The sequence below is a fragment of the Cedecea sp. genome (assembly GCF_036500665.1).
Lineage (GTDB): Bacteria > Pseudomonadota > Gammaproteobacteria > Enterobacterales > Enterobacteriaceae > Cedecea.
This window is the reverse complement of sequence record NZ_DASYBS010000032.1, coordinates 1-25,903: the sequence shown is the minus strand read 5'-3', so window position 1 is coordinate 25,903 and position 25,903 is coordinate 1. Positions and strand designations below refer to the sequence as shown.

22 protein-coding genes and 1 pseudogene are annotated in these 25,903 nt (G+C 52.6%); 8 read left to right on the top strand and 15 right to left on the bottom strand.

Annotated features, from left to right (window positions below):
- Nucleotides 1-18: 18 nt before the first annotated feature.
- The 13 genes from VGM55_RS05515 to ccmA all read right to left on the bottom strand — a co-directional run bounded on the left by VGM55_RS05515 (nt 19) and on the right by ccmA (nt 13,178).
- Complete coding sequence (locus VGM55_RS05515) at nt 19-1,920, bottom strand: cation-translocating P-type ATPase (RefSeq protein ID WP_331634844.1); 1,902 nt, start codon at nt 1,918-1,920, stop codon at nt 19-21.
- The gene (locus VGM55_RS05510; protein WP_331634843.1) at nt 1,917-2,969 is read right to left on the bottom strand and encodes a protease modulator HflK; all 1,053 of its coding nucleotides are present in this window, start codon (nt 2,967-2,969) and stop codon (nt 1,917-1,919) included. The genes VGM55_RS05515 and VGM55_RS05510 overlap by 4 nt, the downstream gene beginning before the upstream one ends.
- A complete protein-coding gene (locus tag VGM55_RS05505) occupies nt 2,966-3,979 on the bottom strand; it encodes a protease modulator HflC (protein WP_331634842.1) in 1,014 nt (337 codons plus the stop codon). The genes VGM55_RS05510 and VGM55_RS05505 overlap by 4 nt, the downstream gene beginning before the upstream one ends.
- On the bottom strand, nt 3,976-5,940 hold the full coding sequence (locus VGM55_RS05500; RefSeq protein ID WP_331634841.1) for a protease modulator HflK: 1,965 nt from the start codon (nt 5,938-5,940) through the stop codon (nt 3,976-3,978). The genes VGM55_RS05505 and VGM55_RS05500 overlap by 4 nt, the downstream gene beginning before the upstream one ends.
- Before the next feature lie 166 nt (nt 5,941-6,106).
- On the bottom strand, nt 6,107-6,865 hold the full coding sequence (mlaA, locus tag VGM55_RS05495; protein ID WP_154188768.1) for a phospholipid-binding lipoprotein MlaA: 759 nt from the start codon (nt 6,863-6,865) through the stop codon (nt 6,107-6,109).
- 13 nt (nt 6,866-6,878) lie between these two features.
- Nucleotides 6,879-7,952, bottom strand: coding sequence for a cytochrome c-type biogenesis protein CcmH (locus tag VGM55_RS05490; protein ID WP_331634851.1), 1,074 nt, complete (start codon nt 7,950-7,952; stop codon nt 6,879-6,881).
- On the bottom strand, nt 7,952-8,509 hold the full coding sequence (locus VGM55_RS05485; RefSeq protein ID WP_331634840.1) for a DsbE family thiol:disulfide interchange protein: 558 nt from the start codon (nt 8,507-8,509) through the stop codon (nt 7,952-7,954). Before VGM55_RS05485 ends, VGM55_RS05490 begins: the two co-directional genes overlap by 1 nt.
- Entirely contained in the window at nt 8,506-10,461 is a 1,956-nt protein-coding gene (locus VGM55_RS05480) for a heme lyase CcmF/NrfE family subunit (RefSeq protein ID WP_331634839.1), read from the bottom strand. Before VGM55_RS05480 ends, VGM55_RS05485 begins: the two co-directional genes overlap by 4 nt.
- On the bottom strand, nt 10,458-10,937 hold the full coding sequence (gene ccmE / locus VGM55_RS05475; RefSeq protein WP_331634838.1) for a cytochrome c maturation protein CcmE: 480 nt from the start codon (nt 10,935-10,937) through the stop codon (nt 10,458-10,460). The genes VGM55_RS05480 and ccmE overlap by 4 nt, the downstream gene beginning before the upstream one ends.
- On the bottom strand, nt 10,938-11,150 hold the full coding sequence (ccmD, locus tag VGM55_RS05470; protein WP_154188761.1) for a heme exporter protein CcmD: 213 nt from the start codon (nt 11,148-11,150) through the stop codon (nt 10,938-10,940). It lies immediately after the preceding gene.
- A complete protein-coding gene (locus VGM55_RS05465; RefSeq protein ID WP_331634837.1) occupies nt 11,147-11,887 on the bottom strand; it encodes a heme ABC transporter permease in 741 nt (246 codons plus the stop codon). The genes ccmD and VGM55_RS05465 overlap by 4 nt, the downstream gene beginning before the upstream one ends.
- Nucleotides 11,888-11,916: 29 nt before the next feature.
- A complete protein-coding gene (ccmB, locus tag VGM55_RS05460; protein ID WP_154188758.1) occupies nt 11,917-12,576 on the bottom strand; it encodes a heme exporter protein CcmB in 660 nt (219 codons plus the stop codon).
- Nucleotides 12,573-13,178: a cytochrome c biogenesis heme-transporting ATPase CcmA gene (gene ccmA / locus VGM55_RS05455; protein WP_154188757.1), complete on the bottom strand. Its 606-nt coding sequence runs from the start codon at nt 13,176-13,178 to the stop codon at nt 12,573-12,575. Before ccmA ends, ccmB begins: the two co-directional genes overlap by 4 nt.
- A 211-nt stretch (nt 13,179-13,389) precedes the next feature.
- Between ccmA and VGM55_RS05450 the strand changes: the two genes are divergently transcribed.
- The 7 genes from VGM55_RS05450 (at nt 13,390) to VGM55_RS05420 (ending at nt 19,231) form a co-directional block, all read left to right on the top strand.
- Nucleotides 13,390-14,322: a formate/nitrite transporter family protein gene (locus tag VGM55_RS05450; protein ID WP_331634850.1), complete on the top strand. Its 933-nt coding sequence runs from the start codon at nt 13,390-13,392 to the stop codon at nt 14,320-14,322.
- A gap of 111 nt (nt 14,323-14,433) precedes the next feature.
- A complete protein-coding gene (locus VGM55_RS05445; RefSeq protein WP_154188754.1) occupies nt 14,434-15,285 on the top strand; it encodes a MurR/RpiR family transcriptional regulator in 852 nt (283 codons plus the stop codon).
- 222 nt (nt 15,286-15,507) lie between these two features.
- The gene (locus VGM55_RS05440; RefSeq protein WP_331634835.1) at nt 15,508-15,939 is read left to right on the top strand and encodes a PTS sugar transporter subunit IIA; all 432 of its coding nucleotides are present in this window, start codon (nt 15,508-15,510) and stop codon (nt 15,937-15,939) included.
- An 11-nt stretch (nt 15,940-15,950) separates the two neighbouring features.
- Complete coding sequence (locus tag VGM55_RS05435) at nt 15,951-16,424, top strand: PTS system mannose/fructose/N-acetylgalactosamine-transporter subunit IIB (RefSeq protein WP_154188750.1); 474 nt, start codon at nt 15,951-15,953, stop codon at nt 16,422-16,424.
- A gap of 97 nt (nt 16,425-16,521) precedes the next feature.
- Nucleotides 16,522-17,310, top strand: a complete 789-nt coding sequence (locus tag VGM55_RS05430) for a PTS sugar transporter subunit IIC (protein ID WP_331634834.1) — start codon at nt 16,522-16,524, stop codon at nt 17,308-17,310.
- Nucleotides 17,307-18,158: a PTS system mannose/fructose/sorbose family transporter subunit IID gene (locus VGM55_RS05425; protein ID WP_331634833.1), complete on the top strand. Its 852-nt coding sequence runs from the start codon at nt 17,307-17,309 to the stop codon at nt 18,156-18,158. Before VGM55_RS05430 ends, VGM55_RS05425 begins: the two co-directional genes overlap by 4 nt.
- A gap of 11 nt (nt 18,159-18,169) precedes the next feature.
- Nucleotides 18,170-19,231, top strand: a complete 1,062-nt coding sequence (locus VGM55_RS05420) for a tyrosine-protein phosphatase (RefSeq protein ID WP_331634832.1) — start codon at nt 18,170-18,172, stop codon at nt 19,229-19,231.
- Between the two features lie 883 nt (nt 19,232-20,114).
- Here the strand turns inward: VGM55_RS05420 and VGM55_RS05415 are convergent.
- Nucleotides 20,115-23,600: a hypothetical protein gene (locus VGM55_RS05415; RefSeq protein WP_331634831.1), complete on the bottom strand. Its 3,486-nt coding sequence runs from the start codon at nt 23,598-23,600 to the stop codon at nt 20,115-20,117.
- A 426-nt stretch (nt 23,601-24,026) separates the two neighbouring features.
- Between VGM55_RS05415 and VGM55_RS27475 the strand changes: the two are divergent.
- A pseudogene (locus VGM55_RS27475) lies at nt 24,027-25,182 on the top strand (ISAs1 family transposase).
- A 219-nt stretch (nt 25,183-25,401) separates the two neighbouring features.
- Here VGM55_RS27475 and VGM55_RS05400 read toward each other — a convergent pair.
- The coding region (locus tag VGM55_RS05400) for a tail fiber assembly protein (RefSeq protein WP_331634828.1) at nt 25,402-25,903 on the bottom strand (502 nt) is incomplete at its 5' end.

Sequence of the window (25,903 nt, the reverse complement as noted above, 5' to 3'; positions counted from 1 at the left end):
ATCATGAAGGCGGTTTTTTTATGCCTGCTCGCTCAGCTTCTCTTCAAACCGCAATAACCTTCCCGCGTTGCCGAGCACCAGCAGCGTGCTGAGATTATGCAGCAGCGCGGCGACGACGGCGCCAGACGCGCCCAGCCAGCCGAAAGCCGCCATCGCGACAATCGCCAGCGTCCAGCCCAGTCCGATAAAGACGTTGACCTGCAAAGTACGGCGGCAGCGGCGGCTTAAGCGCACGCAGGTGCCCAGTCGACGAAGATCGCTGCCAATCAATACAATATCCGCCGACGACATCGCAATATCAGAGCCTCCCGCCCCCATCGCCACGCCGACCACGCCAGCCTTCAAGGCCAGAGAATCATTAATGCCGTCGCCGATAACCATAGGCCGGTAGCCGCCGTCGATTTGCCGCTTCACCTGCTCAAGCTTATCCGCCGGGAGCGCGCCAGCCACCACGTCGACAATACCCACCTGATGCGCAATCCGGTCGGCAACTGACTGGCGATCGCCGGTCAGTAAAAGCTGACGACTCAACCCAAGCTCACGCAGCTCGGCCATTGCCGTTGCGGCCTCACCGCGCAGGCTATCGGCCAGCAGCAGCCAGCCAAGAAAATGCCCCTCCAGCGCCAGCCCGACAATCGGGCCGTCATGCTCCGGAGCCTCCGGTAAGTCAGCAAGCGTTGTGGCCAACAGCTCGCGCCTGCCGAGTACGGCTTCGCCCTGTGGGGTAGAAGCAGAAACGCCTAACCCCTGATGTTCCCGCACGTTATCAAGCGGGAACCAGGCCTCGCGTGACACGATCTCGCTCAGCGCACGGCTGACCGGGTGATTGCTGGTTGCGCCCAGGCTGGCCGCCAGTGTTTTCAACGAGGCAGGATCGGTATCGCCAAAGGGTACCAGAGCCTGCAGGTGCAGCTTACCGTGCGTCAGGGTACCGGTCTTGTCGACCACCACGGCGTTGATCTCCGCCAGCTCCTCAAGAAAAGCCGCGCCGCGAATTAAAATGCCGTGACGGGCGGCCACCGTCAGCCCGGCAATAGATGAAGCAGGCGCTGAGAGCACCAGCGCACACGGGCAGGCGGCCACCAATACCGCCAGCATTGCCTGAGCATCCTGCGTCAGGAACCAGGTACTGGCGGCAATCATCAGCACCAGCAGCAAATAGCGGGCGGCGTGGCGCTCAAGCAGTCGGGTTATCGGCGGGCTTGCCTGTTCGGCGCTTTGCATCAGGGCGATCACGCGCCCCAGCGTCGACGTTTCTCCGGTGCGCGTGACCCGGATGCGCAGCAGGCCATCAAGGTTTATCGCCCCACCAAAAACTTCGGCGCCGGGCTCAACTTCCTGCGGTACCGACTCGCCGGTGATCGGTGCCGTATCCAGACTTGCTTTGCCCTCCAGCACCAGGCCGTCGGCGGGGATATGGTCTCCGGCACGCACCTCAACAACATCGCCGGGTTCGAGATCGTGGTTGTCGATATCCTTTAGTTGACCCTCAGCATCAACGCGTCTGGCGCGGCTGCGCGTAAGCTTGCTCAGCGCTTCGATGGCTTCCTGAGAACCGATCACGCTGCGTTCTTCAAGAATATGCCCGACAATCATGATCAGCGGCAGCAGCGCGGCGGTCAGGAGATCGCCCGTCGCCCACGCGCCCAGTAAAGCCAGCGCAATGAGCTGGTCTGTCAGCCCGTGCAGGCTGGGGTAACGCAGGCTGTGCAGCGCATGCCGCAGCACCGGCACCGCCACAACGAGGGATGCCGCGCCCAGCAGTAAATCACCGACGGCAACCTGCTGAGGAGCTAGCCAGCGCCAGAGCAGGCCGAGAATCAGCGCCCCGCTGGCAACCAGCGCCAGCAGCAGCTGGCGAGTAATATGTTTCTGTTCCTGACGGGTCAACGCCCCGCCGGCCTGGACTGAAGAAGTCATGGTTTAGCCGCCTCTTTTTGCGCCACGCCCTGCAAAATCAGATGATCGTCATCCTGCGGCGACACGGTAATCACCGATCCGGCCCGGGACAAAATCTCGGCTATCCGCTGACGGTAAATTCGCCCCAGTAAATCTGGATCGTCATGGTTGCTGGCAAGATGAGCGATAGTCGCGGTATCCGACTGCGCTTTAGCCACGCTTTCCTGCGCGTTTGCCTGAGCGGTTTGCAGCATCTGGTCAGCCTGCTGCACCGCCTTCTGGCGCGTTAACGACGCATCACTTTGCGCGGTCGCCACCGCTTTCGACGCCTGCTGGCTGGCGGTTAATACCGCGTTGAACGCCGTAACGGTTGCTAACGGCAAGGCGGACTGAACGGTCACCCTCTCAAGCGTAATACCCGCGTCGCTTCCCGCCTGCTGAAGCCGCAGCAGGTTTTGCTCGATGTTACGCTGTACGTCACTGCGCAGCTGTTCGCGCTGCTGGGCAACGTTCATGTCGTTACCAGGCATTTCGGGGCGGGCAACCAGAATAGTATCCAGATCGCGTGACGCGCAGACCGCCACCGCCGCGCGCTCAACCAGCCTGTCGAGCAGCGGCAAAATGTGCTTGCCCTGAAACACATAGGTAGTCGGGGTTCTGACCCGATAGAACACGCTAATATCCAGCTGTACCACGCCTGCATCACCGGTCAGCAGGAAGCCGGAACCTGAAACAGCGTCGTTCCCAGGGCCCCCGTTAATATCCAGACTTTGCGCCTCGGGCGAACGCAGCAGGGCGGTCACCCGGTGCTCAATCACCCGATCCGCCCCCGGCACCATCACCACTTCATTCACCGGCGCGGGCCAGGCAAGCAACAGCCCCGGCTCGGCGACACGTTGCTCTGCGCCAAAACGCAGCACTACCGCCCTGCTTCCCGCCGGGATCTGCCGGACGTTCGAAAGCAGCCAGGCTCCGGCGGCAAACAGCGTCAGCACAAATATGGCGATAAACGCCAGCCGGATCGATTGCGTCCACGGCCCGCCGGGCTCAAGTTTTTGCCGTTCGGTCATGGTTTTTTATCCGCAGCTTTATCCATCTGTGGCCCGTCAACCAGCAGGCTGAACGGTTTGGCATCGGTACGCAGCACCAGCCGGGTTTGCGCATTGACCATGCCGCTGAGGGCATCAATCTGACGCAGCAGGCTGTAAAGCTGTGGCGCGCTGGCATAGGCTTTGCCGTAAATAGAGGCCGTTTGCACCTGAGCCTGAGCCTCAATATCCGCCGCTTTCACCGAAGCCTGCGCCTCGGTAATACGGGCATCGCGATCCGCTGCGGAGCGAATTTCTGCCGCCGCGCGTTTACCTTCCGCCGTACGTTCAATGGCGATGGTTTCACGCTCGGCGCGCATACGGTCAACGGTGGCATTAAGCGTGACGGCAGGCAGCGTCAGGCGCTCGGTGCCCATTTGTACCAGCCGGATGCCGTAGCTTTGCAGCAGCGGCTGGCTGATTTGCTGCTGAAGATGGGACTCAAACTGTGCCAACTGCACCTGCTTACCGTCGGTATTCACCAGTTGAGAAAGCGTGAAGCCGCTGGCGGTGGTTTCCAGCGCAGAGCCTAAATAAGTACGGATCTGCCGCGCCGCTTCATCCGGCTGATTCTGCACCGCCCGCATAAAGCGCTGCACGTGCTCAGGCGTGTTATCGACTTCCCACACCGCATAGGACTGAACGATGATCCGCAGGCCATCGCGTGTGCCTACATCCTGCAGCCCGCTTGATGTCGTCCGCAGGCGCAGATCCACCACCGTTGCGGTTTCAAAAGGCGCCGGAATTCGCCAGGCAAGCCCCGGCTCAAGCAGCACCCGAACGGGTTTACCAAAGCGAGTGATCACCAGCGATTCGCCGGATCGCACCTGTACCAGGCTCGCGGCAGCAAGCAGGATAAGCACCAGCACAGCGGCGGCGGTAATACGCTTCCAGATCCCTTTTTTACCGCCTTCCGGGGCAGAATAACGATCGTGGCCACAGCCGTGACCATGATGATGGTGATGATGTCCATGAGAGTGCGAGTGGCTCACCGGGAAAGCTCCTGTGCGGGTTTAGCTGGCGCATCGCGGCGCGCTGCATCGGTCGAAGTGGGAAAATCACGCAGGTCAAGCGTCGGCGGAGAACCGGCCCCGATCCGCCGGTCGATAACCAGCAAAGGACGGCCGCTGAGCGCCAGCTGAAGCTGCTTAAACCAAAGCTCGTCAATAAAGACCTGCCCTGCCTGCTGCCAGGCATTTTTCTGTGCAGCGAAGCGGGTCGCCGTAGCCTGAGCCAGGCTTAACGCTTCGGTGGCGTTGATTTGTGCCGTGTTCTGGCGCACCGCCGCATTGGTTGCGGCAAGCGCGGCTTTTTCTGCCGCGCTCCCTCGCTCGCGGAGGATCAGCGACTGGGCCGCAATTTGCGCGGCCTGCACGCCGTGAAACGCGTCGGCTGCTCCGGCAGGGGGATGAATTGCCTCAACGACGGTAGAAAGAATCTCCACGCCGCTGTTCAGGCTATCCAGCTGCTGCTGAACGGCGCGATTAATCTGCAGGGCAAGGTCGTCACGCCGCTCGCTGAGCACATCGTCCAGCGTTAAAGAGGAAAACTGATGCACCAGCACTTGGTTCGCGGTGCTGCGCACCAGCTCCTGAAGGTTCACTGCGCGGTAGGTCGCCGCCAGCGCGGCTTTATCGCTCAGCCCGATGCGCCACATAAAGCGCACGTCACTGTTCACGATTTGCAGGCTTTGTTGGTCCCCGCTTTGGCTGGCGATGATTTGCGCTTTGTCGAAGTTATGGGTGGCATCCCACAGGCGGTCAGCGCTGGCGGGCGCAGGCCCTTCGGCGTCAGCACGTTTTAGCGGCGGCTGATTCGCAGGATCTTCCCCGGCGGCCAGCTCATGTACCTGACCGTTTTCCGTCAGCCAAACCCGACCAAACGGCCACGGCATGCCCAGATGCAGGCCTGGTTCAAGCACCGCGACCGAACGCCCAAAGCGCTCATAGACGCCGCGCTCGGTGGCCGAAATTTGCTGCAGCCCGGTCAGCAGCCAGCCGCAAAGCAGCATAATGGCTAGCATAGGAATAAAGGCGCGTTTTAAGACGGTAAACGCCCAGACCTGACGCAGGTCTATGCCAAAACGCTGATGCAGCTGTTGCTGCAAAAAACCGAGCGGGCGCGGCGGCCAGGTTAGCTGCGCCGCCAGCTGGCTTTTGGGAATCAGGCCGGGTTCTGTCGTGCCGTCGCCGGGCGGGGCAAACAGAGAGAACAGGCCGCGCAGCATAAATTCTGCTGAAACCAGCAGCACCAGCACGGCGGGCAGATTTATCACCAGCGGGCTGTTAAGCTGCGGCCAGATAAGCCCAGGCAGAGTCAGCAGCTGCACCGCCATCACCAGGCGTAACAGCGGAGCTACCGGCCCGGCCTCGGGCGAAGCCTCTTTAGGCACAGCGCTAAGATGGCGCTCGGCCACCAGCAGGACAAAAAGCGAGACTATCAGGCAGGCAACGGCTATCCAGCGGTTATTGTTCTCCGCCAGCGGAACAAAGCTGGTGTTCCAGCCGGAAAGAGCAATATAGAACGCCAGCGCGGCAAGTGCGCCGGACCAAATTCCCTCAGCCTTAAAAAAGGCTTCAATGCGGGCAAAATTCAGCGGCAAAAGACCAGCAAACCAGCGGGCAATACTGCCCTTTGGGGCTTCTTCCGGCTGAGCCTGAGATTCTGCCTGAGGCGTAACTTTACCGCTGCGCCACTGGCAAATACGCTGGGCGGCATGTAGCGAAATGACCAATAACAACAGCGCTGCAGCATTGCTGCATAACAAAGCAACCCAGCGTGAAGTCGGCTCCAGAATACTGACCGTCAGCGCCAGAAGGAGCATCATAAACAGCAAGAAGGTTAAGGCAAACACCGCTCGCGCAGCGAGTCGGGCCTGCGCGGCGGCCAGCGAATAACGAGCGGGCAGCGCCTGAGGCAGCAGTTCAGCTTCGGGTAACCGGGTAGGTGGCATGATGTTTTAAACGTGAGATGCGCAGGAAATGCGCAGTATTTTTAGATTGTTATTTTATAACATACCAACACAAAATGCTGGCGAGTAAAGATGTGTCATTTTATGTCAGTATGATGACAATAAAAAAGCGAACATAAATGTTCGCTTTTTCACATCCGGGTATCGCTTACTGGGAGTCGATATCTTTCAGGTCATCCTGAATCGCCGCCGCGTTCGGGTTCGCTTCTGGCTTCAGCTGGCCGCCGTTGGCCAGGAAGTCATGCCGCTGGAAGTAAGCCTCGCGTACTGTGATATACGGGTCAGAAGACTGGCGCAGCAGGCCGTCGGAGTCCAGCAGCTGGGCACGGGTTTCGATACCTTCCACCGTCCATTTCCCGATGGACATCGGCCAGGTCAGCCAGGAAAGCACCGGATAGAGCGTATCGGCAAAGTCACCACCGTCTTCACGCAGCGTGAAGCTGCCGTAGCCAGGCAGCATGACGTAAGGGCCATAGCCTGCGCCATAGTGGCCCAGCGTGCTGCCGAAGCGGTGAGGCTCGACGCGCTGCAGTTTAGGGTTCGCCATTCCGGCAACGTCGATGAAGCCGCCCATCCCCAGCAGGGTGTTCAGGAAGAAGCGCGTAAAGTGCACCATCCCCTGATACGGGTCGCCCTGCACGAAGTAGTTCACCATGGTGGCCGGCTCTTCGAGGTTGCTGGTGAAGTTGCTCAGGCCGTTACGCGCCGGTACCGGCACATAGTCACGCCACGCTACAGCGACCGGACGCAGCACATACGGGTCCAGCACGTTGTAGTTGAAGTTGAACATTGAACGGTTGAAGCCTTCCAGCGGATCCGAACGTCCCTGAGGCTCCTGGCTGCCGGAACTGGCACATCCCACTAATACCGTTGTTGCCAGAGCAAGTCCGGTCAGGCGGAAATTCATTAGCGTTTCCCTCTTATTGTTTATCTGCGCTTTCAGTGGTGCCCGGTTCAGTTTGGGCCCTCGCCTGATCGATGCTGCGCTCAATGACGGCGCGGCGCTGGTCGTTAGCCGGTAAAACTTTCAGCATGATTTCCCACGCGCCAATCGCCTCACGGTAGTTCTGCCGCTCAAAGGCATTGAACGCCAGCAGGCTGAGCACGCGAATATTCGTGTGGTCATCTTTTAGCATTTCGCGGAGCAGGAGGCCACCCAGCTGGTTGTCCTGCGCGTCGGCGGAGCGGGTCAATACTTCAGCATAGCCCAGCTTTGCCTCGCCGTTTGCGGGCGCAAGTTTATACGCATGAGCAAAAGCTTGTGTCGCCGTCGTGGCGTTATTTAGCACCATGCCAATGCGTCCTAGCATCATCCAGCCTTCAAGATTATCAGGCTGTTGCTGCAATCGCGTGCGTAATCCTAACCCAAGACGCGCCATCTCTTCCATAGTCAGGGGCGCGGCCTGCGGGTCGAGAACACGTTTTAACAACGCTGGCGTCTCGGCGGTCGCCTGCCGCCAGGCCTGTAGCTGGCCCAGCCCGGCGGTTTTCAGATAACTGCCAGCGCTGACCGCCACGAGGATCAGCGCCCCGGGTAAAAAGACCCACAGCGAGATTTTTCCCCTGGCTACCGCCCCAGACTGCGCCGAATAATCCTCCGCCAGAGAAATCTTTTGCCGCCTGCGGCTGCGCAGCACGATAACGCCGATACCGCCGACCACAAACAGCGCGGGCAGCGCCCAGAGGATAACCGTCGCAGGCGTCAACGGCGGCTCGTAGGTGACGAAATGCCCGTAGCGCTCCACCATGTAATCGACGATCTGCGGCTTGCTTTTGCCCTGCTGCATCAGCTCATAAACCTTGAGCTTCATGTCGGAGGCTATCATCGCGTTTGAATCCGCAATGCTGTTGTTCTGGCACTTAGGACAGCGCAGCTCTTCGGTCAGCTGGCGGAACTGTTGCTCCTGCGCTTCATCCTTAAAAGTGAAGGTATCGATGGCCGCCGCCGCGTGAAGGCTGAACAGCATGCCGATAAGCAAGGAAACTGCGCGCATCACGATCCCGCCTCCTGGCTGTATTTCTCCCACAGCGGTTTTAACTCCTGCTGCCAGACGCGATCGTTCAGATCGCCCGCATGGCGATAGCGAACGATCCCTTTGCCGTCGATCAGGAAGGTTTCCGGCGCGCCGTACACGCCGAGATCCAGCCCCAGCATGCCGTTGCCGTCAAACAGGCTTAACATGTACGGGTTCCCGAGATCGCGCAGCCAGTTAATCGCTTTGTGGCGGTCGTCTTTATAGTTCATACCCACCACACGCACGCCCTGCGCGGCCAGCCCGTTCAGAAACTTATGCTCGGCGCGGCAGGTTGGGCACCAGGTCGCCCAGACGTTCAGCAGCAGCGGCTTGCCGTCCGCAAGGACTTCGCGGCCCCACTCTTTGCCGGGCTCGTCGAGCGATTCCAGGCGAAACACCGGCACCGGTTTGCCAATCAGCGCCGACTCCAGATCGGTGGGCGCTTCGCCCTGCGCGTTACGCGCCAGCTGCCAGAGCAGCAACGAGGCCAGCAGCATAAACAGCGCCAGCGGAATAAACAGATAGCGGCGCTTCATACGGCGGCCTCCGGCTTAACTTTACGGTTGCGATAACGCGGGTCGCACAGGCAGAAGAGCCCGCCGAGCGCCATCAGCAGCCCGCCCGCCCAAATCCAGCGCACGAAAGGTTTGTAATAAAGGCGCACCGCCCAGCTGCCGTCGGCCAGCTCTTCGCCCAGCGCGGCATAGAGGTCACGGGTGAAACCGCCGTCGATGGCCGCCTCGGTCATCATCGCCCGGTTGCTGTTATAAAAACGTTTTTCAGCGTGCAGCGTGGCTTCCGGCCTGCCGTTACGGGTGACGTCGATAACGCCCACGCCGCCGCGATAGTTAGGGCCGGTGATGTCCCGCACTTCCCGGAACACGAAGTGATACTGATGAATATCAATGCTGTCGCCGGACTTCATGCGCACGTCTCGCTCCACGCTGTAGCTCTGGCTAAAGGCGATACCGACCATCGTCACCGCCAGGCCAAGATGCGCGGAAACCATGCCCCAGTGGCTGGCAGGAATTTTGCGTAACCCATCCCAGAAACCGTGGCGGTGCGTGGCGCGCTGATAAACCTCCATCAGCGCCAGCACAAAGACCCAGATAGCCATCAGCAGGCCGACCACCGTCATCGCTTCAACGCGATCCTGCATCAGCCACGGCAGCAGCAGCGACAGAACCAGCGTCACGGCCACGGCCACCAGCAGATGCTTGCGCAGCTTGCCCGGTTCGTCGCGCCGCCAGCGAACCAGCGGCCCGATGCCGAGCATCAGCGCAAACGGCGCCATCAGCGCGGTAAACATCGTATTAAAGAACGGTTCGCCGATAGAAATGCTGCCCAGCCCAAGCTGCTTATGCACCAGCGGCAGCAGCGTGCCCAGCAAAACCACCAGCATGGCGGCAATCAGCAAGATGTTATTGCCGAGCAGGAAAGACTCGCGCGACCAGAGATCGTTGCTCACGCGGGAACGCACCTTGCTGCCTTTTACCGCATACAGCAGCAGCGAGCCGCCGATAACAACAACCAGGAAAGCGAGAATAAACATACCGCGCGCCGGGTCGGAGGCAAAAGAGTGCACCGACACCAGCACGCCGGAGCGCACCAGGAACGTGCCCAGCAGGCAAAGCGAGAAGGCGCTAATCGCCAGCAGCACGGTCCAGGCCTTAAAGCTGCCGCGCTTTTCGGTGACCGAGAGCGAATGGATCAGCGCCGTGCCAGCCAGCCAGGGCATAAACGAGGCGTTTTCCACCGGGTCCCAGAACCACCAGCCGCCCCAGCCCAGTTCGTAATAGGCCCACGCCGAGCCAAGCACGATCCCAACGGTTAAGAAAGCCCATGCCGCCAGCGTCCACGGACGAGTCCAGCGCGCCCAGGCGCTATCCAGCCTGCCGCCCAGCAGGGCCGCAATCGAGAAAGCAAACGCCACGGAAAAGCCAACATAGCCCATATACAGCAGCGGCGGATGCACAATCAGGCCTATGTCCTGCAGCAGCGGGTTTAAGTCGCGCCCTTCCAGCGGATAATCCGGCAGCGTGCGGATAAACGGGTTAGAGGTGAAAATAATAAACAGCAGGAAGCCGAAGTTAATCATCCCCATTACCGCCAGCACGCGGGCATGGTCTTCTTTTGGCATGCTGCGCCCGGTGAGCGAAACGGCAAACGTCCAGCCGCTCATCATCAGCACCCACAGCATCAAAGACCCTTCGTGCGCGCCCCAGGTTGCCGCCACGCGATACCAGACCGGCAGTTCGGTATTGGCGTTATTAGCGACATACAGCACGCTGAAGTCGTTCACCACAAAGGCGTTAACCAGGATCAGGAATGACGCGCAAAGGGTAATAAACAGCGCCCAGCTGAACGGCCGCGCGGAGGCCATCAGCCGCTTGTCGCCGCGCGCCACGCCCCAGAGCGGGTAAATGCTTAGCAGCAGGGACCAGCCGAGCGCCAGACACAGTAAGAAACCACCGATTTCCGGCATCATAGGGCGTTATCCTTGTACACTTCCGGGGCCTGCTGGTGATTTTGCTCCATCGCCGCTTTTACTTCCGGCGGAGTGTAGTTCTCATCGTGCTTCGCCAGCACCTCTTTGGCGTGGATAAGCGTGGCACCTTCCATCACGCCCTGGGCCACCACGCCCTGCCCCTCGCGGAACAGATCCGGCAGAATGCCCTCGTAGGTCACGTCCACCACGCCGCGAGCGTCATACAGCTTGAAGCTGACCTTCAGGCTTTGGCTGTCGCGCTTTACGCTGCCCGGCATCACCATGCCGCCGATCCTCAGACGCTGCCCGGTTTCCGGCATCAGCCGGCTTTCGCCTTTGCCATAGATAATTTCGCCGGGGGTATAAAACAGGTCGATATTGCTGCGCAGGGCATAAAGCACGAGCGTGATGGTCAGCCCAAGCCCCGCCAGTACCGCCACGGCCAGATAAAGCCGGTTTTTACGACGCGGATTCACTTAAACTTCCTCCTGGCGCTGGCGAGCGACGCGGATACGCTGCTCTCTGGCTTGCTGGCGAGCCACCGCCCGCAGAATGGCGCGGTGCTGGTAGCGGGTATGGAAAATCAGCCCAAGCAGCGGCAACAGCGTAAAGGCCACCGCCAGCCAGACGTAAAAGGCGTAGCCGCCCATGGCGAAGAACTCGCGCCAGTCAGTGAACGCCCATGTCATGATTTTGCTCCTTTACCGTTAGCAAGCGCTAACACCCAAGGACGGCGGCTTTCCTGCTGCAGCAGCAGGTTGCGCAGGCGCATCAGGGTGAGCGTGATAAACAGCGCCAGGAAGCCGAAAATAGTCCAGCGCAGCGGCGTACGCATCGACGGGTCAATGCTTTGCTGCATATTGGTGGATCCCTGGTGCAGCGTGTTCCACCACTCGACAGAGAAATGAATAATCGGCAGGTTCACCACGCCGACCAGCACCAGAATCCCGGCGGCGCGCCCCGCAAGGCGGCGGTCGTCAAACGCGCTATACAGGGCAATCGCGCCCACGTAGAGGAACAGCAGCACCAGCTCGGAGGTCAGCCTTGCGTCCCAAATCCACCAGGTGCCCCACATCGGCTTGCCCCAGGCTGAACCGGTGACGAGTGCAATAAAGGTAAACGCCGCGCCGACGGGCGCCATCGCCATCACCGCAAGATCGGCGGTTTTTATCTGCCACACCAGACCAATAAAGGCCGCAATCGCCATGCTGGCGTAAATGCCTATCGACCACATGGCCGCCGGAACGTGCAGGTACATAATCCGGTAGCTTTGCCCCTGCTGGTAGTCTGCCGGTGCAATACCAAAGCCCCAGACGCAGCCAACCAACAGCAGCACAGCGCTGAGGATAGCCAGCCAGGGCAGCAGACGGCCGCAGAAGTGATAAAGCCGCTCCGGTTTAGCAAGCTGATGTAATGTTTTCCACATAGTTTTTGCTCACAAAACAAAGAATAAAGTTATGCAACGCTTACCCGCAGCGCCGCAGCGGTAGCAAACGGGCTTAGCGTGGCGCTGCCGGCCAGCAGCGCGCCAAGGATTGCTATATAGCCTTCCACCGGCAGATGCATCGAGGCGGCATCCATCGCGGCGGTGGCAAAAATTAATAGCGGGATGGTTAACGGCAGCACCAGCAGACTGAGCAATACCCCGCTCCGCTTCAGCCCAACCGTCAGCCCGACGCCGGGCGCGCCGAGGAAGCTCAGCGTCGGCGTCCCCAGCAGTAAAGTGGCTGCCATCACCTGCCAGCCGTAGAAATCCAGCCCGAGCAGCAAGGCTGCCAGCGGGGAAAGCAGCAGCAGCGGCAGCCCGGTGACCACCCAGTGAGCGGTCACTTTCGCCAGCACCACCAGCGGCAAAGGCACCGGCATCAGCATCAGTTGCTCCAGCGAGCCGTCCTGAAAGTCGTCCCGGAATAGCCTGTCCATCGCCATCAGCGAGGCCAGCAGGGCCGCAACCCAGATTATCCCCGGCGCAATACGCGCGAGTAGCTGAGGCTCCGGGCCAACGCCGAGCGGGAACAGCGTAATCACAATCAGGAAGAACCACAGCGGATTAGCGATTTCAGCCCCACGACGAAACACCACCTGCAGCTCACGCCAAAAAATGCGCCTTATCATGGGTGAGTTTCCTGCAAATGAATCTGGCGTACAGAACAGCTAAGCGGCTGATGGCTGGTGAGGATAACCATTCCGCCCGCTTCGGCATGCTGCTGCAGGCGCTGGGTTAAGCGTTCAATACCGGCGGCGTCCAGCGCGGTAAACGGCTCATCGAGGAGCCAGAGCTTTGCCGAGGAAAGCCAAAGGCGAGCGAGCGCGGCGCGGCGCTGCTGCCCGGCTGAAAGCTGGTTGATGGGTAAATCTTCAAAACCGAGCAGCCCGGTTTGCTCGAGCGCGGCCCACAGCTGCTCTTCAACAGCATCGGCATGAAAAAAGGTGAGATTTTCAAAAGGCGTGAGAACGGCTTTGATGCCCGGCTGGTGGCCAATCCACAGCAAGTCGCCGTGGAAGTTATCGCGCTGGCGGCGCAAAGGCTGGTTTTGCCAGAAAACCTCGCCCTCATCGGCCTGCGCCAACCCGGCCAGGATACGCAGCAGCGTGGTTTTACCCGCGCCGTTTTTGCCCGCTACCTGCACCATTTCGCCTGGCTCAACGCTAAACGACAGCGCGTTGAACAGCGTGCGTTCATCACGCTGGCAGGTCAATTGTCGGGCTTGTAGCATCGGGAGGCGCTCCTTGTCTCGGGTGACGCTAAGCATATCATACCGCCCCGTTTTCTTCAGGTTGCCCCGGCACCTTAAACTACTCCATTAGAGTTAATACGCTTACTCAGATCAAAGCAGGAGCGATTATTCCCATTCGGCAAAGCGGTGGGCTAAAAACCGCTACGCTTAAGTGAACGCTTTCTGACCAGGAATTGCTCTAATGAACAAGATCGAGAACGACAAAATAGCCAAAACCGACGAACTGGAAGTCGACAGCGACGAGAAGTCGAGCGGCAAGCAAATCGAGGTGGATGAAGACCGCCTGCCCTCCGGCGCGATGGCAATCCACGAGCACATCCGTCAGGACGGGCAAAAAGAGCTGGAGCGCGACGGCATGGCGCTGTTCTGGTCGGCCGTCGCCGCAGGTTTGTCGATGGGCGCCTCGCTGCTGGCGAAAGGCATTTTTCACGTTAACCTGGTCGGCGTGCCCGGCAATTTCCTGCTGGAAAATCTCGGCTACACCTTCGGCTTTATCATCGTCATCATGGCTCGCCAGCAGCTGTTTACCGAAAACACCGTTACCGCCGTGCTGCCGGTGATGCAGCATCCGACCACGAGCAATTTCTGGCTGCTGATGCGGCTGTGGGGCATTGTGCTGCTCGGGAATATCGTCGGCACCGCGCTGGCGGCGCTGGCCTTCGAATATATGCCGATATTTGACGAGTCCACCCGAAACGCCTTCGACGACATCGGCATGAAGGTGATGGAAAACCCGCCCGGCGAGATGTTTGCCAACGCCATGATCTCCGGCTGGATCATCGCCACCATGGTGTGGATGTTCCCCGCCGCGGGCTCGGCAAAAATCTTCGTTATCGTGCTGATGACCTGGCTGGTCGCGCTGGGTGACTTAACCCATATCGTGGTTGGTTCGGTTGAAATTCTCTATCTCGTGTTCAACGGCACGCTGCACTGGAGCGAGTTTTTCTGGCCGTTCGCACTGCCCACCCTGGCCGGGAATATCTGCGGCGGAACGTTTATTTTTGCGCTTATCAGCCACGCGCAGATCCGCAACGATATGAGCAACAAGAAGAAGGCCGAGGCCAAGCGGAAGCAGGAAAAACAGAGCCAAAATTCAGCGAAGAGCGGAAAACATGACGGGTGAATTGTTCATGATCCAGGCAAAAAAAACTGAACGGGCACGTATTTGATAACCCCTGTACGAGATTGTACTATGGGCGACGAAATAACATTCTTATCCGATGAAAGGTGTTAGATGTTTGACCTAAAATTGCGCGAAGTAAATGACGGATTATCCGCTAAAGAGCGCGGCGTCGCGGCTTACATTATTGCGAATAAGCAATCATTAAAAAATATGAGCATCCAGACGCTGGCGAAAGCCAATGAGGTCAGCACTACCACTATTCTGCGTCTGTGTCATAAATTAGGCTACCAGGGCTTTAGCGATCTTAAAATTGACTTAATGACTTCGTCCGGAGCAAAACATCACGAGTCCGTTTTACAAGAAGATATAAATATTGATGATTCGCTGGAAGCCGTAAACGCAAAAATTCATTTGATAGAAAAATCATCCATCGATGAAACCCATGCGATGATGAATCCGGAGCAGCTCAAACGCGCCTGCAAGTTAATCAGGGAAAGCCATAAAATTGCTATCTACGGGGCAGGAAGCAGTGGTCTGGTAGGTAAAGAGCTAGAATATCAGCTGATAAAAATAAAGAAAGATGTCAGCTGCCACCTCGATTACAGTATTCAATTCAATATTGTAAACACTTTAGATCAAGACGATCTGCTGATTATTATTTCGCACTCCGGTGATAACCACGAAGCCGTGAAGCTGTTGACGCTGGCACAGCAGCTTGGCGTTCCCTCTATCGCGATCACACGTATGGGGCAAAGCCGCGTATCCGCCCTCGCGGGGCTCATCTTGCATACCATTTCTACCGAGAGCATTTCTCGACTCATTCCGATTCGCTCCAAAATGTCACAGCTTTCGGTGATCAATATGCTGGTGACTAACCTGTTTATCCAGCAATACGACGAACGCTTACTAAAACAGAGCCAAACGCGAGCCGAACGTTTTTACAACCTAAACAATAAGCCATAGCCCGCCAACGCAAGGCTTCACACCCGTCCCTCACATTATTCCGCTTCAACACGGTATTCTGGCGTATCGCCACCGCTGTCGATGTTTAAAAAAGTGATCGATTTCCCAAAACGAAGACAAGGCTCTTCTCATCACGCCCTTTTCTCGATAGAAGTAATAACATTACTTTAAACACAACAAAATAAAGTAATATTGTAACCAAAAACTATACAGGGAGAGATAATGCCAACCGAGCTCCCGGTCATCTTAGTCAGCCATGGCCCCTTTGCCGAGGGGGCGCTAACCTGCGCCGAAATGCTTGTGGGTAAGCAAAACCACGTTGCGGTGGTATTAATTCAGGAAGATACCTCGATTGATAACGCTCGCACTTCACTACGAGAAACCTACCAGGCGCTTAATCAGGGTAATGGCGTACTTATTCTGGTAGATATGATGGGCGGGTCGCCTTGTAATTTAGCGAGCGAACTCCTGTTAACCCAGAATGATATTTTTTTATTCTGTGGTTTCAATATTCCCACCTTGCTGGAAGTGTTTAACAACCGTGATTTACCGCTAAATGAAATCGCAACCCTCATTGAAGACATGTTTCCTGATAGCGGTTTCAACGTCGGTAATTTATTAAAAACCGAACGGGAATCATCAACCGAACTTTGAAAGGACACACCATGCCTATTAATCTTGCAAGAATCGATGACCGCCTTATTCATGGCCAGGTGATTACCACCTGGGTTAAAAATCACGATATTGAACAAATACTGATCGTCAACGATAAAGTGGCGAACGACACCGTGCAGCAGTCTGTCATCTCCATGTCGGCACCTCCAGAATTAAAAGTCCAGGTTTTCGGCGTACAAAAATTTATTGATATCCTGAAAAAAACAGAAATTAAAAGAAGAACAATGCTGCTGTTCACCAACAGTGTCGACGTTAATGCCCTGGTCGAAAATGGACTGGATATTAATAAATTAAACGTCGGCGGCATGAGAATGCATGAGGGGCGCAAAAGCCTGTCCCGCGCCGTCGCCGTTACGCCAGAAGAAGAGCAGGCCTTTAAATCACTGATTTCCAGAAATATTGCAGTAGAAATACAAATGGTGCCCAAAGACACCATTGTTGAATTGAAATCATTATTGGATTAATTGCATCACGCCGCTCCCCGAAATCGTTCAAATTGCAGTGAACAGCCGTGCAATTTTAAATATGACGGGTATAGCGCCATCACCGGGAAATATAATTATGTTAATTGAAGCCATTCTGGTCGCTATCTGGGCAGGTATCTGCTCAATAGACGACGTAGGGCCACAAATGCTCCGGCGGCCCCTGCTTACAGGAACTGTAGCCGGTATGATTATGGGCGATATGGTTCAGGGGCTTGCCATCAGCGCAACCCTTGAGCTGGTCTGGATGGGCATCGGCAACGTGGGAGCCTACTCTGCGCCGGATATTATTGCCGGTTCAATCATTGGTGTCGCACTGGGCATTGCCTCCAAAGGCGGGATAGCCGCCGGAATAGCCCTTGCTGTGCCGGTGTCGATTTTGTGCCAGCAGCTCTTAATTATCTGGCGTTCTTTTGCCAGTTTCTTAAACGTCTGGGCCGAAAAGTCTATCCTCTCCGGCGATTACCGGGGGCTGGTTAAAATCCACTATTTCTCGACCCCACTTTGGTTCTTGATAAGAGCTATTCCCTGCTTCCTCGCCATCTATTTTGGCAGCGAGCTGGTCAGTAAAGTATTAGATGCCATTCCAGCCAGTATTTTAACCGGTATGGGCGTGGCCTCTAAAATGATCCCTGCTATCGGCGTCTGTATTTTATTGCTGATGCTGCTAAAAGGAAGAATGTGGTTCTTTTTCCTGCTCGGCTTCATGCTGACCACTTATTTAAAACTGCCGATTATTCCGATCACCTTTATCGCCCTGGCCTTCGCCGTGCTTTACGACATGGCCTGGGCCAACGGCATCAACAATAAACAGGTTGAAAATAATAAACCGGCTAAAATAGAATCCGAAGAGGAGTACGACCTGTGAGTGAAATAACATCTTATAATAACGTTGAGCGTACAACCTCCGATAAAAAACTGACTAAAACCGATCTTAACCGTATTTTCTGGAATATTCAGAGCATGTCCTTTTCATATAACTATGAAAAGCTGCAAACCATCGGCTTCGCGCATTGTATGATCCCGGTGCTCGATAAGCTCTATGAAAATGCAGATCGGGAAACCCGCGCACGGGCCATGCAGCGGCATTTAAAGTTCTATAACTCCCAGATCAATACCGGGGCACTCATCCTGGGCGTAACGGCCGCGCTGGAAGAAAAAACCACGGAAGAAGAAAAGGATGCGGTTATTTCCGTCAAGGCCGGGCTGATGGGCCCGCTGGCAGGTTTAGGCGACAGCCTGTTGAAATTTACCTGGCTGCCTATTTGCGGCAGCATCGGTGCGGCATTTGCACTTCAGGGAAATATCATCGGGCCGATACTGATGTTTATTCTCTTTAATATCGTGAATGTCGGTTCTAAATACTTCTTTATCCACTATGGCTATAACAAAGGCGTTGATTTAATCGAGCAGTCAAAGAATTCGAATATTATTCAGCGTATTTCGAATGTTGCCAACGTCGTCGGGGTGATGGTGCTCGGCTCGCTCATCGCCACCACGGTGAAGATCTCTACGCCGCTGGTTATCGCGGTGGGAGAGCAGTCTATCCCTGTACAGGAGATGTTCGATAAGGTTGCCCCAAACCTGCTCACGCTGCTTTTTTCACTGGGCGTGTTCTTCCTGGTGAAAAAGCTTAAAGGGAAATACACGGTGTCTCTCATCATTGCCATGATGGTCTTCGGCGTTATTTGCTCAACGTTTGGCATATTAAGTTAAAGGGACGATGAATGAACACAAAGATGCAGTTTTCCGTAAGCAGAAAAAACCAGACGCAGATTGAAATTCGTTTTTCTGCCACCGAGGGGCCGGTATCGCTGTACTGGACTCGCGATCACGATGTTAATACATCAGCCCAAACGTTAATGACCAGGAACGCCGTTAGTCCCTGCCAGTTTGATGACCCGCTAAATGCCAGCCAGCGCATCTACTTTATTATTGAATGCAACGGCCAATCCCGACTGTTCGCTGAAAGGACGCTGCCCGTTTCAGGGCTCAATAACATCCGGGATTTCGGCGGCTACACGGGTGCCGGGGGGAAAAGCATAAAATGGGGGATGCTGTACCGCTCCAACCATTTGCATCAGCTTAATGCCCAGGCCCAGGCCTATATACGGTCACTGAACATTCAGACGATTATTGACTACCGCAGCGCCAGCGAAATAGCTAAAAGCCCCAACACCTTTATCGGTGAAAAACAGACCGTTCACCTGGACGCTGCGGCACAAACCGCAGAGCTGGCGGCACAGTTTTCGGCGGACTCCAGCAATGAAGATCACATGCTGATTGAGAGTGTGGTACAGGATATCCCCGCCGAGCTGGTCAACGGCCACGGCCAGCAGGTTTTGGAACAATACCGAAACTTCGTCACCAGCGAGAAGTCCAGACATGCCTTCAAAGCAATGATCCGCACCCTACTGGACGCGGAAAACAGCCCGCATGTCCAGCACTGCCGGGGAGGTAAAGACCGAACGGGTTACGGCGTGACGCTTATCCTGTTCATGCTCGGCGTCTCAGAAGAGGATGTCATCGCCGACTATATGCTCACTCAGGCCAACCGGCTGGAGCGGAACGAAATAAAAATGGCGGCCTACCGCCGGATCACCGACGACGGCAATGTGCTGGATTACCTGCATACGCTGATTGATACCCGAGAAGCATTTATTATTGAGGCCATCAACGCCATGAAAGCACAGTCGGGTAGCGTGGCTGGCTACATCAAAGAGGTGCTGGGCTTCACCGACGCCGACTTTATAGCGATGCAGAATAATTTTTTAACCGACGCCCCCTGAACCCACAGGGCCGGATGCAGGCGCTTTCACAGCATAAAATCAGCTGAAAACGCTTAGATTCCAGGCAAACGGCCCGCCAACCCCTTAACCTGCCTCGAAAAGCGGGTATACTACGCCCGCTGCGTTCCCTTAGTTAAATGGATACGTAGAGAAATAAAATTAACAAATTGTTTTATAACAACAAATACATAAAATACCTTTCAATTATGTACTCACAAAGGTACACAAACCTAATTTCAATAGCCTTGACTCTGTACAAATACACTGTTTAATAACCCTGTATATTTTTATGCAGATTTATTGGCCTTAAGTCGACATTCCGCACCTGTTATTGGTAATTTAAAATGTGACAACAACCTCAATTCCGGCATTTGAATGGCAAAATCATTGCGCTGAAACTTAAATCGTACCACAATTAAAAGTTATATTTCTTATTTTTACATACCTTGCCCATGACTTAAGAAAGACTTAATCCACTTTCAGTGGCATTAATGCCTTAGGTGATAAATTTTGCAGTCGATGTGTTTTTCATCATTCGTTTGGTAGTAAAACTTCAAATGCCGCTATTTTCTTTAATCATGCTGCCATATGTCGCGAAAAAAATTCTAAAAACAGGCGCGGAATGACGGCTTAAGCCGTCATGGGGTGTCTGAGGTCTGAAGTTCATATCCTTGTTAGCTGACCAAATAAGCATTAAAACCAGCCTGTTACGGCTGGTTTCTTGTGCCTGATTTGCGTGGAACTTGTTGGGGGAATGGGATTGTCTATAAATACCAAGCATCTTCAATCATTACAGCTAGTTATACAATTCTTACTTAAGTCTTAACAATTCACAGTGGCAATAGATATTAACAATCAATAAATAGACATTGATCGCCAAAAGTTAGCTATCTATAGGTTCAGATTTAATTATGACCTCTCCAGGGATAGGATTCTGTTCAAACCACAACCGAGCTCTGTTAGAGAGTAAATTAGAGCCAAGGGGCAATTTTATTGTTTTTATTCTCTCCATTAATTCTTTTGTGGGAATGTCATAATGATTGGCCATTATTTCAGGCGTAACTCCCCAACTTTCAGCTTCAGTTTGATGCGTCAAATATAAAATAGCAATTGTGTCTATTTTTGATACAGTATCTGAAGAGGTGCTAGGCGGTTCATGTTCATTAAGCCAGTTTAATGATTTTCTTTGTAATTCTTCTGAGGTTAACTTGTTTTCTCTTAAACCTTTAATCACTTTGCCCAAATTTCGCTTAGATATGCCATAGTTGCTGGCCACATTCTCTGGTGTTATTTTAAGTTCTTCTAAATGCTGATTATTGGCAAGATAAAGCTGTGCCACCCATTCTTCTTCTCTGGCTTGATTAATAGCATAATATGGATTATAACCATCACCGTAGTCAACAAAATACTCCTCTCCTGGTTTGACATCTTTAGTCGTCACATAGAAAATAATATTTTTACCGAATCGAACCGCAGCAACATTATTATCAGCAATGCGCGATGAATCACCTAATTTCCCTGTATTTATATTTCGTAGTATATTCCCGCTGTTTAATCCATCAACTACACGTTTTTCAGATGATCCAAACCAACTATGAGATGCACTTCCTGCTGTTCCACTTTTCATGTTTGCCTGATGGAAAGAATCATTAGAGTGTCTGCTGCCGATTTGTCGATCCAAGCTACGGGTTGAATCAAATGATTCTCTCGTTCTGAAGGTTCCGGCATAGGGACCTAAAATCGTAAAACGTTCAACAATTGTCTCCTGAGGGTTAACGACTCCATCGCCTAGATTAATTATTTCCCCTTTAGCATCAGTATGTTTAGACGGTTTGGTTTCCATACGCTTCGTCATTCTTGCTGCTAACCGAGTTTCATTGCGTATTTGATTTTTGAATTTTTTTATCAAGTTATTTTTAACTATTTTAACATCACTTTGTTTCATATTCTGAAAAACATTTCTAAGATCCCCCCAGTTAGTAACTGTTAGTTTATCTAAATCTTTATAATTATTGAGTCCCTCAGCTTGAAGTGTCAAGCTTTTAGTAGGGTTATCTGGATCTCGTAAAATTGGTAAGGAATTATCAATTGTCTCGTTCTTGTTATAGTTAGTTACAAGCATTTTTATTTCTGATTCGCTGTTACTGAAAGAAAAGCCCTGGACTGATTTTTGTGCATTGGTCTTAATATGGATTAGTCTCTTTATTTCTTTAATCAGAAGTTGAGAAGGCAAGGCATAGTAATCTGATAACTCTTCGACCGAAATATTCAGTTCTGATAATTCGAACTGTTTTTCAATATATAACTCTGCTACTTCATGTAACTTTCTGGAATCAGTACCTGATACTATATGATTGTTCAACCAAGTTTCCGCTTTTATTGATAAAAACATTGAACGCTTTGAATTTCTTGCAGAAACAATAAAACTATTTACTTCCGTATTAAAATACCTTGCCAAATCTTCTGGCATTACACCTGCATTATTGAAGTAAGAAATATTTTTAAAATAAAGCTTCGATAAAGTTGATGGAACACTGACTGATACATTCTGGCGATTTTGCTCAAGAAATGTCTTTATTTCATCAGGCAAAACATATGAATCATTTTTAATACTTCGCGCATCAATGCCTTTCCTTAAATTTTTTTGTATATACTTTTTTAATTCTCCATTTGAGATGGAATAATTTTTGGCAATATCATCAAGAGTAATCTTTAAGGTCCCTAATTCTCTTTGATGTTGGAGGTAAAGGTTACCAGCAGCTTCAAGTTTTACAGGTGAATCTACAGGAATCAAATGATTATTAAACCATTGTTGAATAGGATCAATCAATCGAACTTTTTTACCCAATGGCTCTATTGCACGGGAGGAAGCATTGTTTTCATTGGATGTTCCAGGGGTCTCTTCTTTTTTATTTCCAGCCCCACCTTTAATGCGCTCGTCAATTCTCCACCTGTTCGTCATGTCATCAAAAACATATGCTACTGGTGATGCTCCTTCGGGAATTTCATACCATGAAGGTAATTTTATCTCAAATGAATTGTCCAGATGAAGAATGCCCTCGACGTAAATGTCCTTACCATCTAAATTACCTGTTCTTAAAAGTAAAGTATTTTTATTTGTTGTATAAATTTCGGGATGGCCGTTTAAAGGCTGGATGTTGAGTTTATTTTGTTCTTTGAATGATTTTATCCCCCAAGGTAAATCGTCAAATATATGTGATGTGCTTTCTGAACGTCGCCAAATTTTACTATATACGTCGTAGGTGAAAACTGTTTGACTAATCCCTCCTTTTTTTAAAGATGCTTTGTCAACCCAAGGGGAGGGTTCCGACCTGAAACTATCTCCATCACGTAACACCTTAACAAATTGTGACTTGACACTATCCAAGCCAACACGAATATAATAATTACCTGTTGTTTGTTGATAATATAATCCAGGAAAACCTTGCATTTGAGATATGCTTGAAAGTGGCACCTCTTCAATATGAACTGACGCGGGTATATTGTTCATACTCTCAAATAAATATTTTTCTTCTTTCCAGCCTAATTGAGGATTGTATGAGTAGGTATTTTGTTGAGAGCCATATGACGAGTCCTGACTTTCAATTGTTATAGTTTCATCTTCTAACAGGACTTTAACATATCTTTCAGTATTATTAGTATCTTTTGTTTTTAGATATCGATTGTTATTTTTATCTAACCATAAGGGATCTTTAACAAAGTGATTATCAGGTTGCAAATCCTTTTTACCGGGAAGATACTCCTTCATCTTCAACGTGAATTTAGTGATATTAGCGGTTCCGCCTTGAGGCTCCTTAACAGTATTTTTTGTTTCCCCTTCAAATTTCATGTTTAACATATCAGTTACTGCATCACTAAGCTCTTGCCCTGAGATAGGTTTCCCCTCAATATCTGCCTCAATTATTCCCAGAAGGTGTCCAAGCGAGCTTCTCCCGGCCCCGACTGGATGCAGAGAGCTAAAGGCGTCAAGTACTGAAAGTTTTTTAGCCAGAGAGCGTATCACTTCTTTTGTTTCAGGTTTTAGATTAGAATTAGATGCATACTCAATAAGTTGGATTGATGCATCTGCAAAAGATTCTACGGGAGTTTTGAATGCATTTTTTAGAATTCTTACTATATCTAAGACGCTGTAACTTGTTTTTATTTTCCGTGAATCTTCAATTGGTTCAATACGTACCTCATCTTTGGCGAATACTAATTTCGAATCTGGTTTGTTTTTAGGAGTATTTGGTAAAGAAGGGCTTCGCTTAACTCTTCGTGCTATTCCTTCATTCTCTTGTGGAGTTGTTTTCTTTTCATTGCCCACAAACTGCAAGGTGTAAATTGGTAAACCAGTTGATATTTTCATTAGGACACCTTATTTTCTGAGGAAGTATCGTCATTTCGTATTTACAAATACTTTAGCGATGAAGCAGTATTAAAGTAAGCCAGTCAGTCACATTTATTAAATTGTTGTAATAATTTAGTGTCTTTTGCTGTTAAAATGGTTCCATATTGTTAATTATTTATAGGCCTGTGCACGAGATTATGGTACGGCACAAGGTCGCTCCTGTGATTACTTCAGCAAGTATTTATTAGTAAGAAGTGCGAAGAAACCTGATGTCTCACCAGTAGCTCCCTACCCGAGTGTGTGTTGAGAATAATTTTAGCGTGCAAAACACCGAGTACAACGTATGCACAGATTATCCACAATAGCAAGCCACCAGCCGCAGGTAATCAGGGCTGTTAACTTCATCTCATTTACATTAATGTCTCGAGCATTCATGTTCATACGATGAGGAAGCTCATGCTGTTTGGAGGATTGTTTTCAGGACTGGTTGATCAACGCACAGCGAAAGGCAGGCGCTATGCTCTGGAACCACTGCTGTGCGGATTATTGCTGGCGGTGCTGTCCGGAGCAACCTCATTGCGGAAAATGGAGCTTTTCATCAATGAGCGGATAGAACCGCTAAACGCACTGTTTGGTATGACCTGGAAGAAAGCCCCGAGTTGGGTAGGTATTCGCCGTTTTCTTCTCAAGCTGGATGTTCAGGGGCTTGAAAATGCCCTTCGCCAGCACGCCGAAAAATGTTCGGCATCAGGTGAGGAACGACAGTTCGTTGCTATTGATGGCAAAGCGTTACGCGGCAGCGCATCGCGGGTGACTGATACACGAGCCCGACAACTGGTGTCTGCTTTTGCACATTTCGATTTGATTGTGCTCGGGCATGTTGAAGTGGCTGATAAAACTAACGAAATTCCGGCTGCGCAAGCGCTTATCGACGAGTTGGCCTTATCGGGGCGCGTCTTTACGCTTGATGCCATGCACTGTCAAAAAAACGCTTTCGCTGGCAGTGACGCGAGGTGCCGATATCCTGGTTCAGGTGAAAGACAACCAACCAGAGTTATTTGCAACCTGCCAGATGCTGCCGAAGTTTCAGGTTCCCGCACAACAGCATGTTGATTGTGACAAAGGGCATGGGCGAGTAGAGCTCCGCACGGTTCAGACGTTTGTTCCGCCCGCAGGATGGTTGCCACCCGGCTGGGAACCGCTGGTGAAAGCGGTTGTAAAAGTGACTCGCGAAGTGACGCACAAGCGTCGGGGTACGACCGAGCTCAGCAGCGAAACCGCGTGGTGGGTAGGTACGGTATGCCTTGATGCTGAGCAGTTTCAGGCAGCAATTCGCGGTCACTGGTGCATAGAAAACCAGAACCACCATGTCCGGGATGTTGTCCTGTTTGAAGATGCCTGCCGTATCCGCGAACACCCCGGGATCCTGGCGCGGTTGCGTTCTATCGCGCTGAATTGCATGCGCCTGAACAAAGTATCAAGTATCTCCAGGGCACTGTACCGCAATGCACTGAACTTCGACTGTGCAGTGTCTATGCTGGAGGAAGAAGTTAACAGCCCTGCGCAGGTAATGAACACGGAAGGGATAGACCATATCTAAAGGGGTACGAACCAGCAAGAAGATTTGGGGGCGTTAAACCCATCCGGCCCAGAATGCTATATATTTCTTCACGTCCAGTGAACTTATTGTCGCTCATAGCCATGCATTTCTGTTTTATCTTAAATTATTGATCTATCACATATCAATTACGAATAAGTTGAACAAGACTTCACTACATCGAGGGTAGAATAAGCCGTATAGCTTTACGGTCCGCTCTTTTTACTCAAGCTTCATCGGCCACTTAATATTTGGCGCAGTACTGACATCCACACGACTCAGGAGGACACGGTACGTTTTCCAGGCCCTGAGCGCCTGCAACTCTTCCGCCGTTGCCATCTCGATATCCACCGCATCCTGCAGCGGCGCTATGGCGTCTGCAGCTTCATCAAGCAGTGCTGATTTTGTTTTCTGCGCCTGCGCAATTAACTCCTCTTTCGACCAGCTGCGCGGGACAACTTTTTTACCGTCGAATACCCATTCCCCCCGTCTGATACTGAATCCCTCCGGCAATTTACCCCTGATTTCCGCGACGCTCATCCCCTCGGGGCTAAACATGGAAACCGCATGAATGTTGCCACGTTCCGGCACCGGCTTATCGATGACGGAGCGAATCACATTCTCGCTGTCGTACATGATTTTTATCGTGTTATCCGCAAACAAAGACTGGCATTCATACCAGTCCTGCCCGTCTTCTGATTCGAAAAAACGTATACCGGCAGTG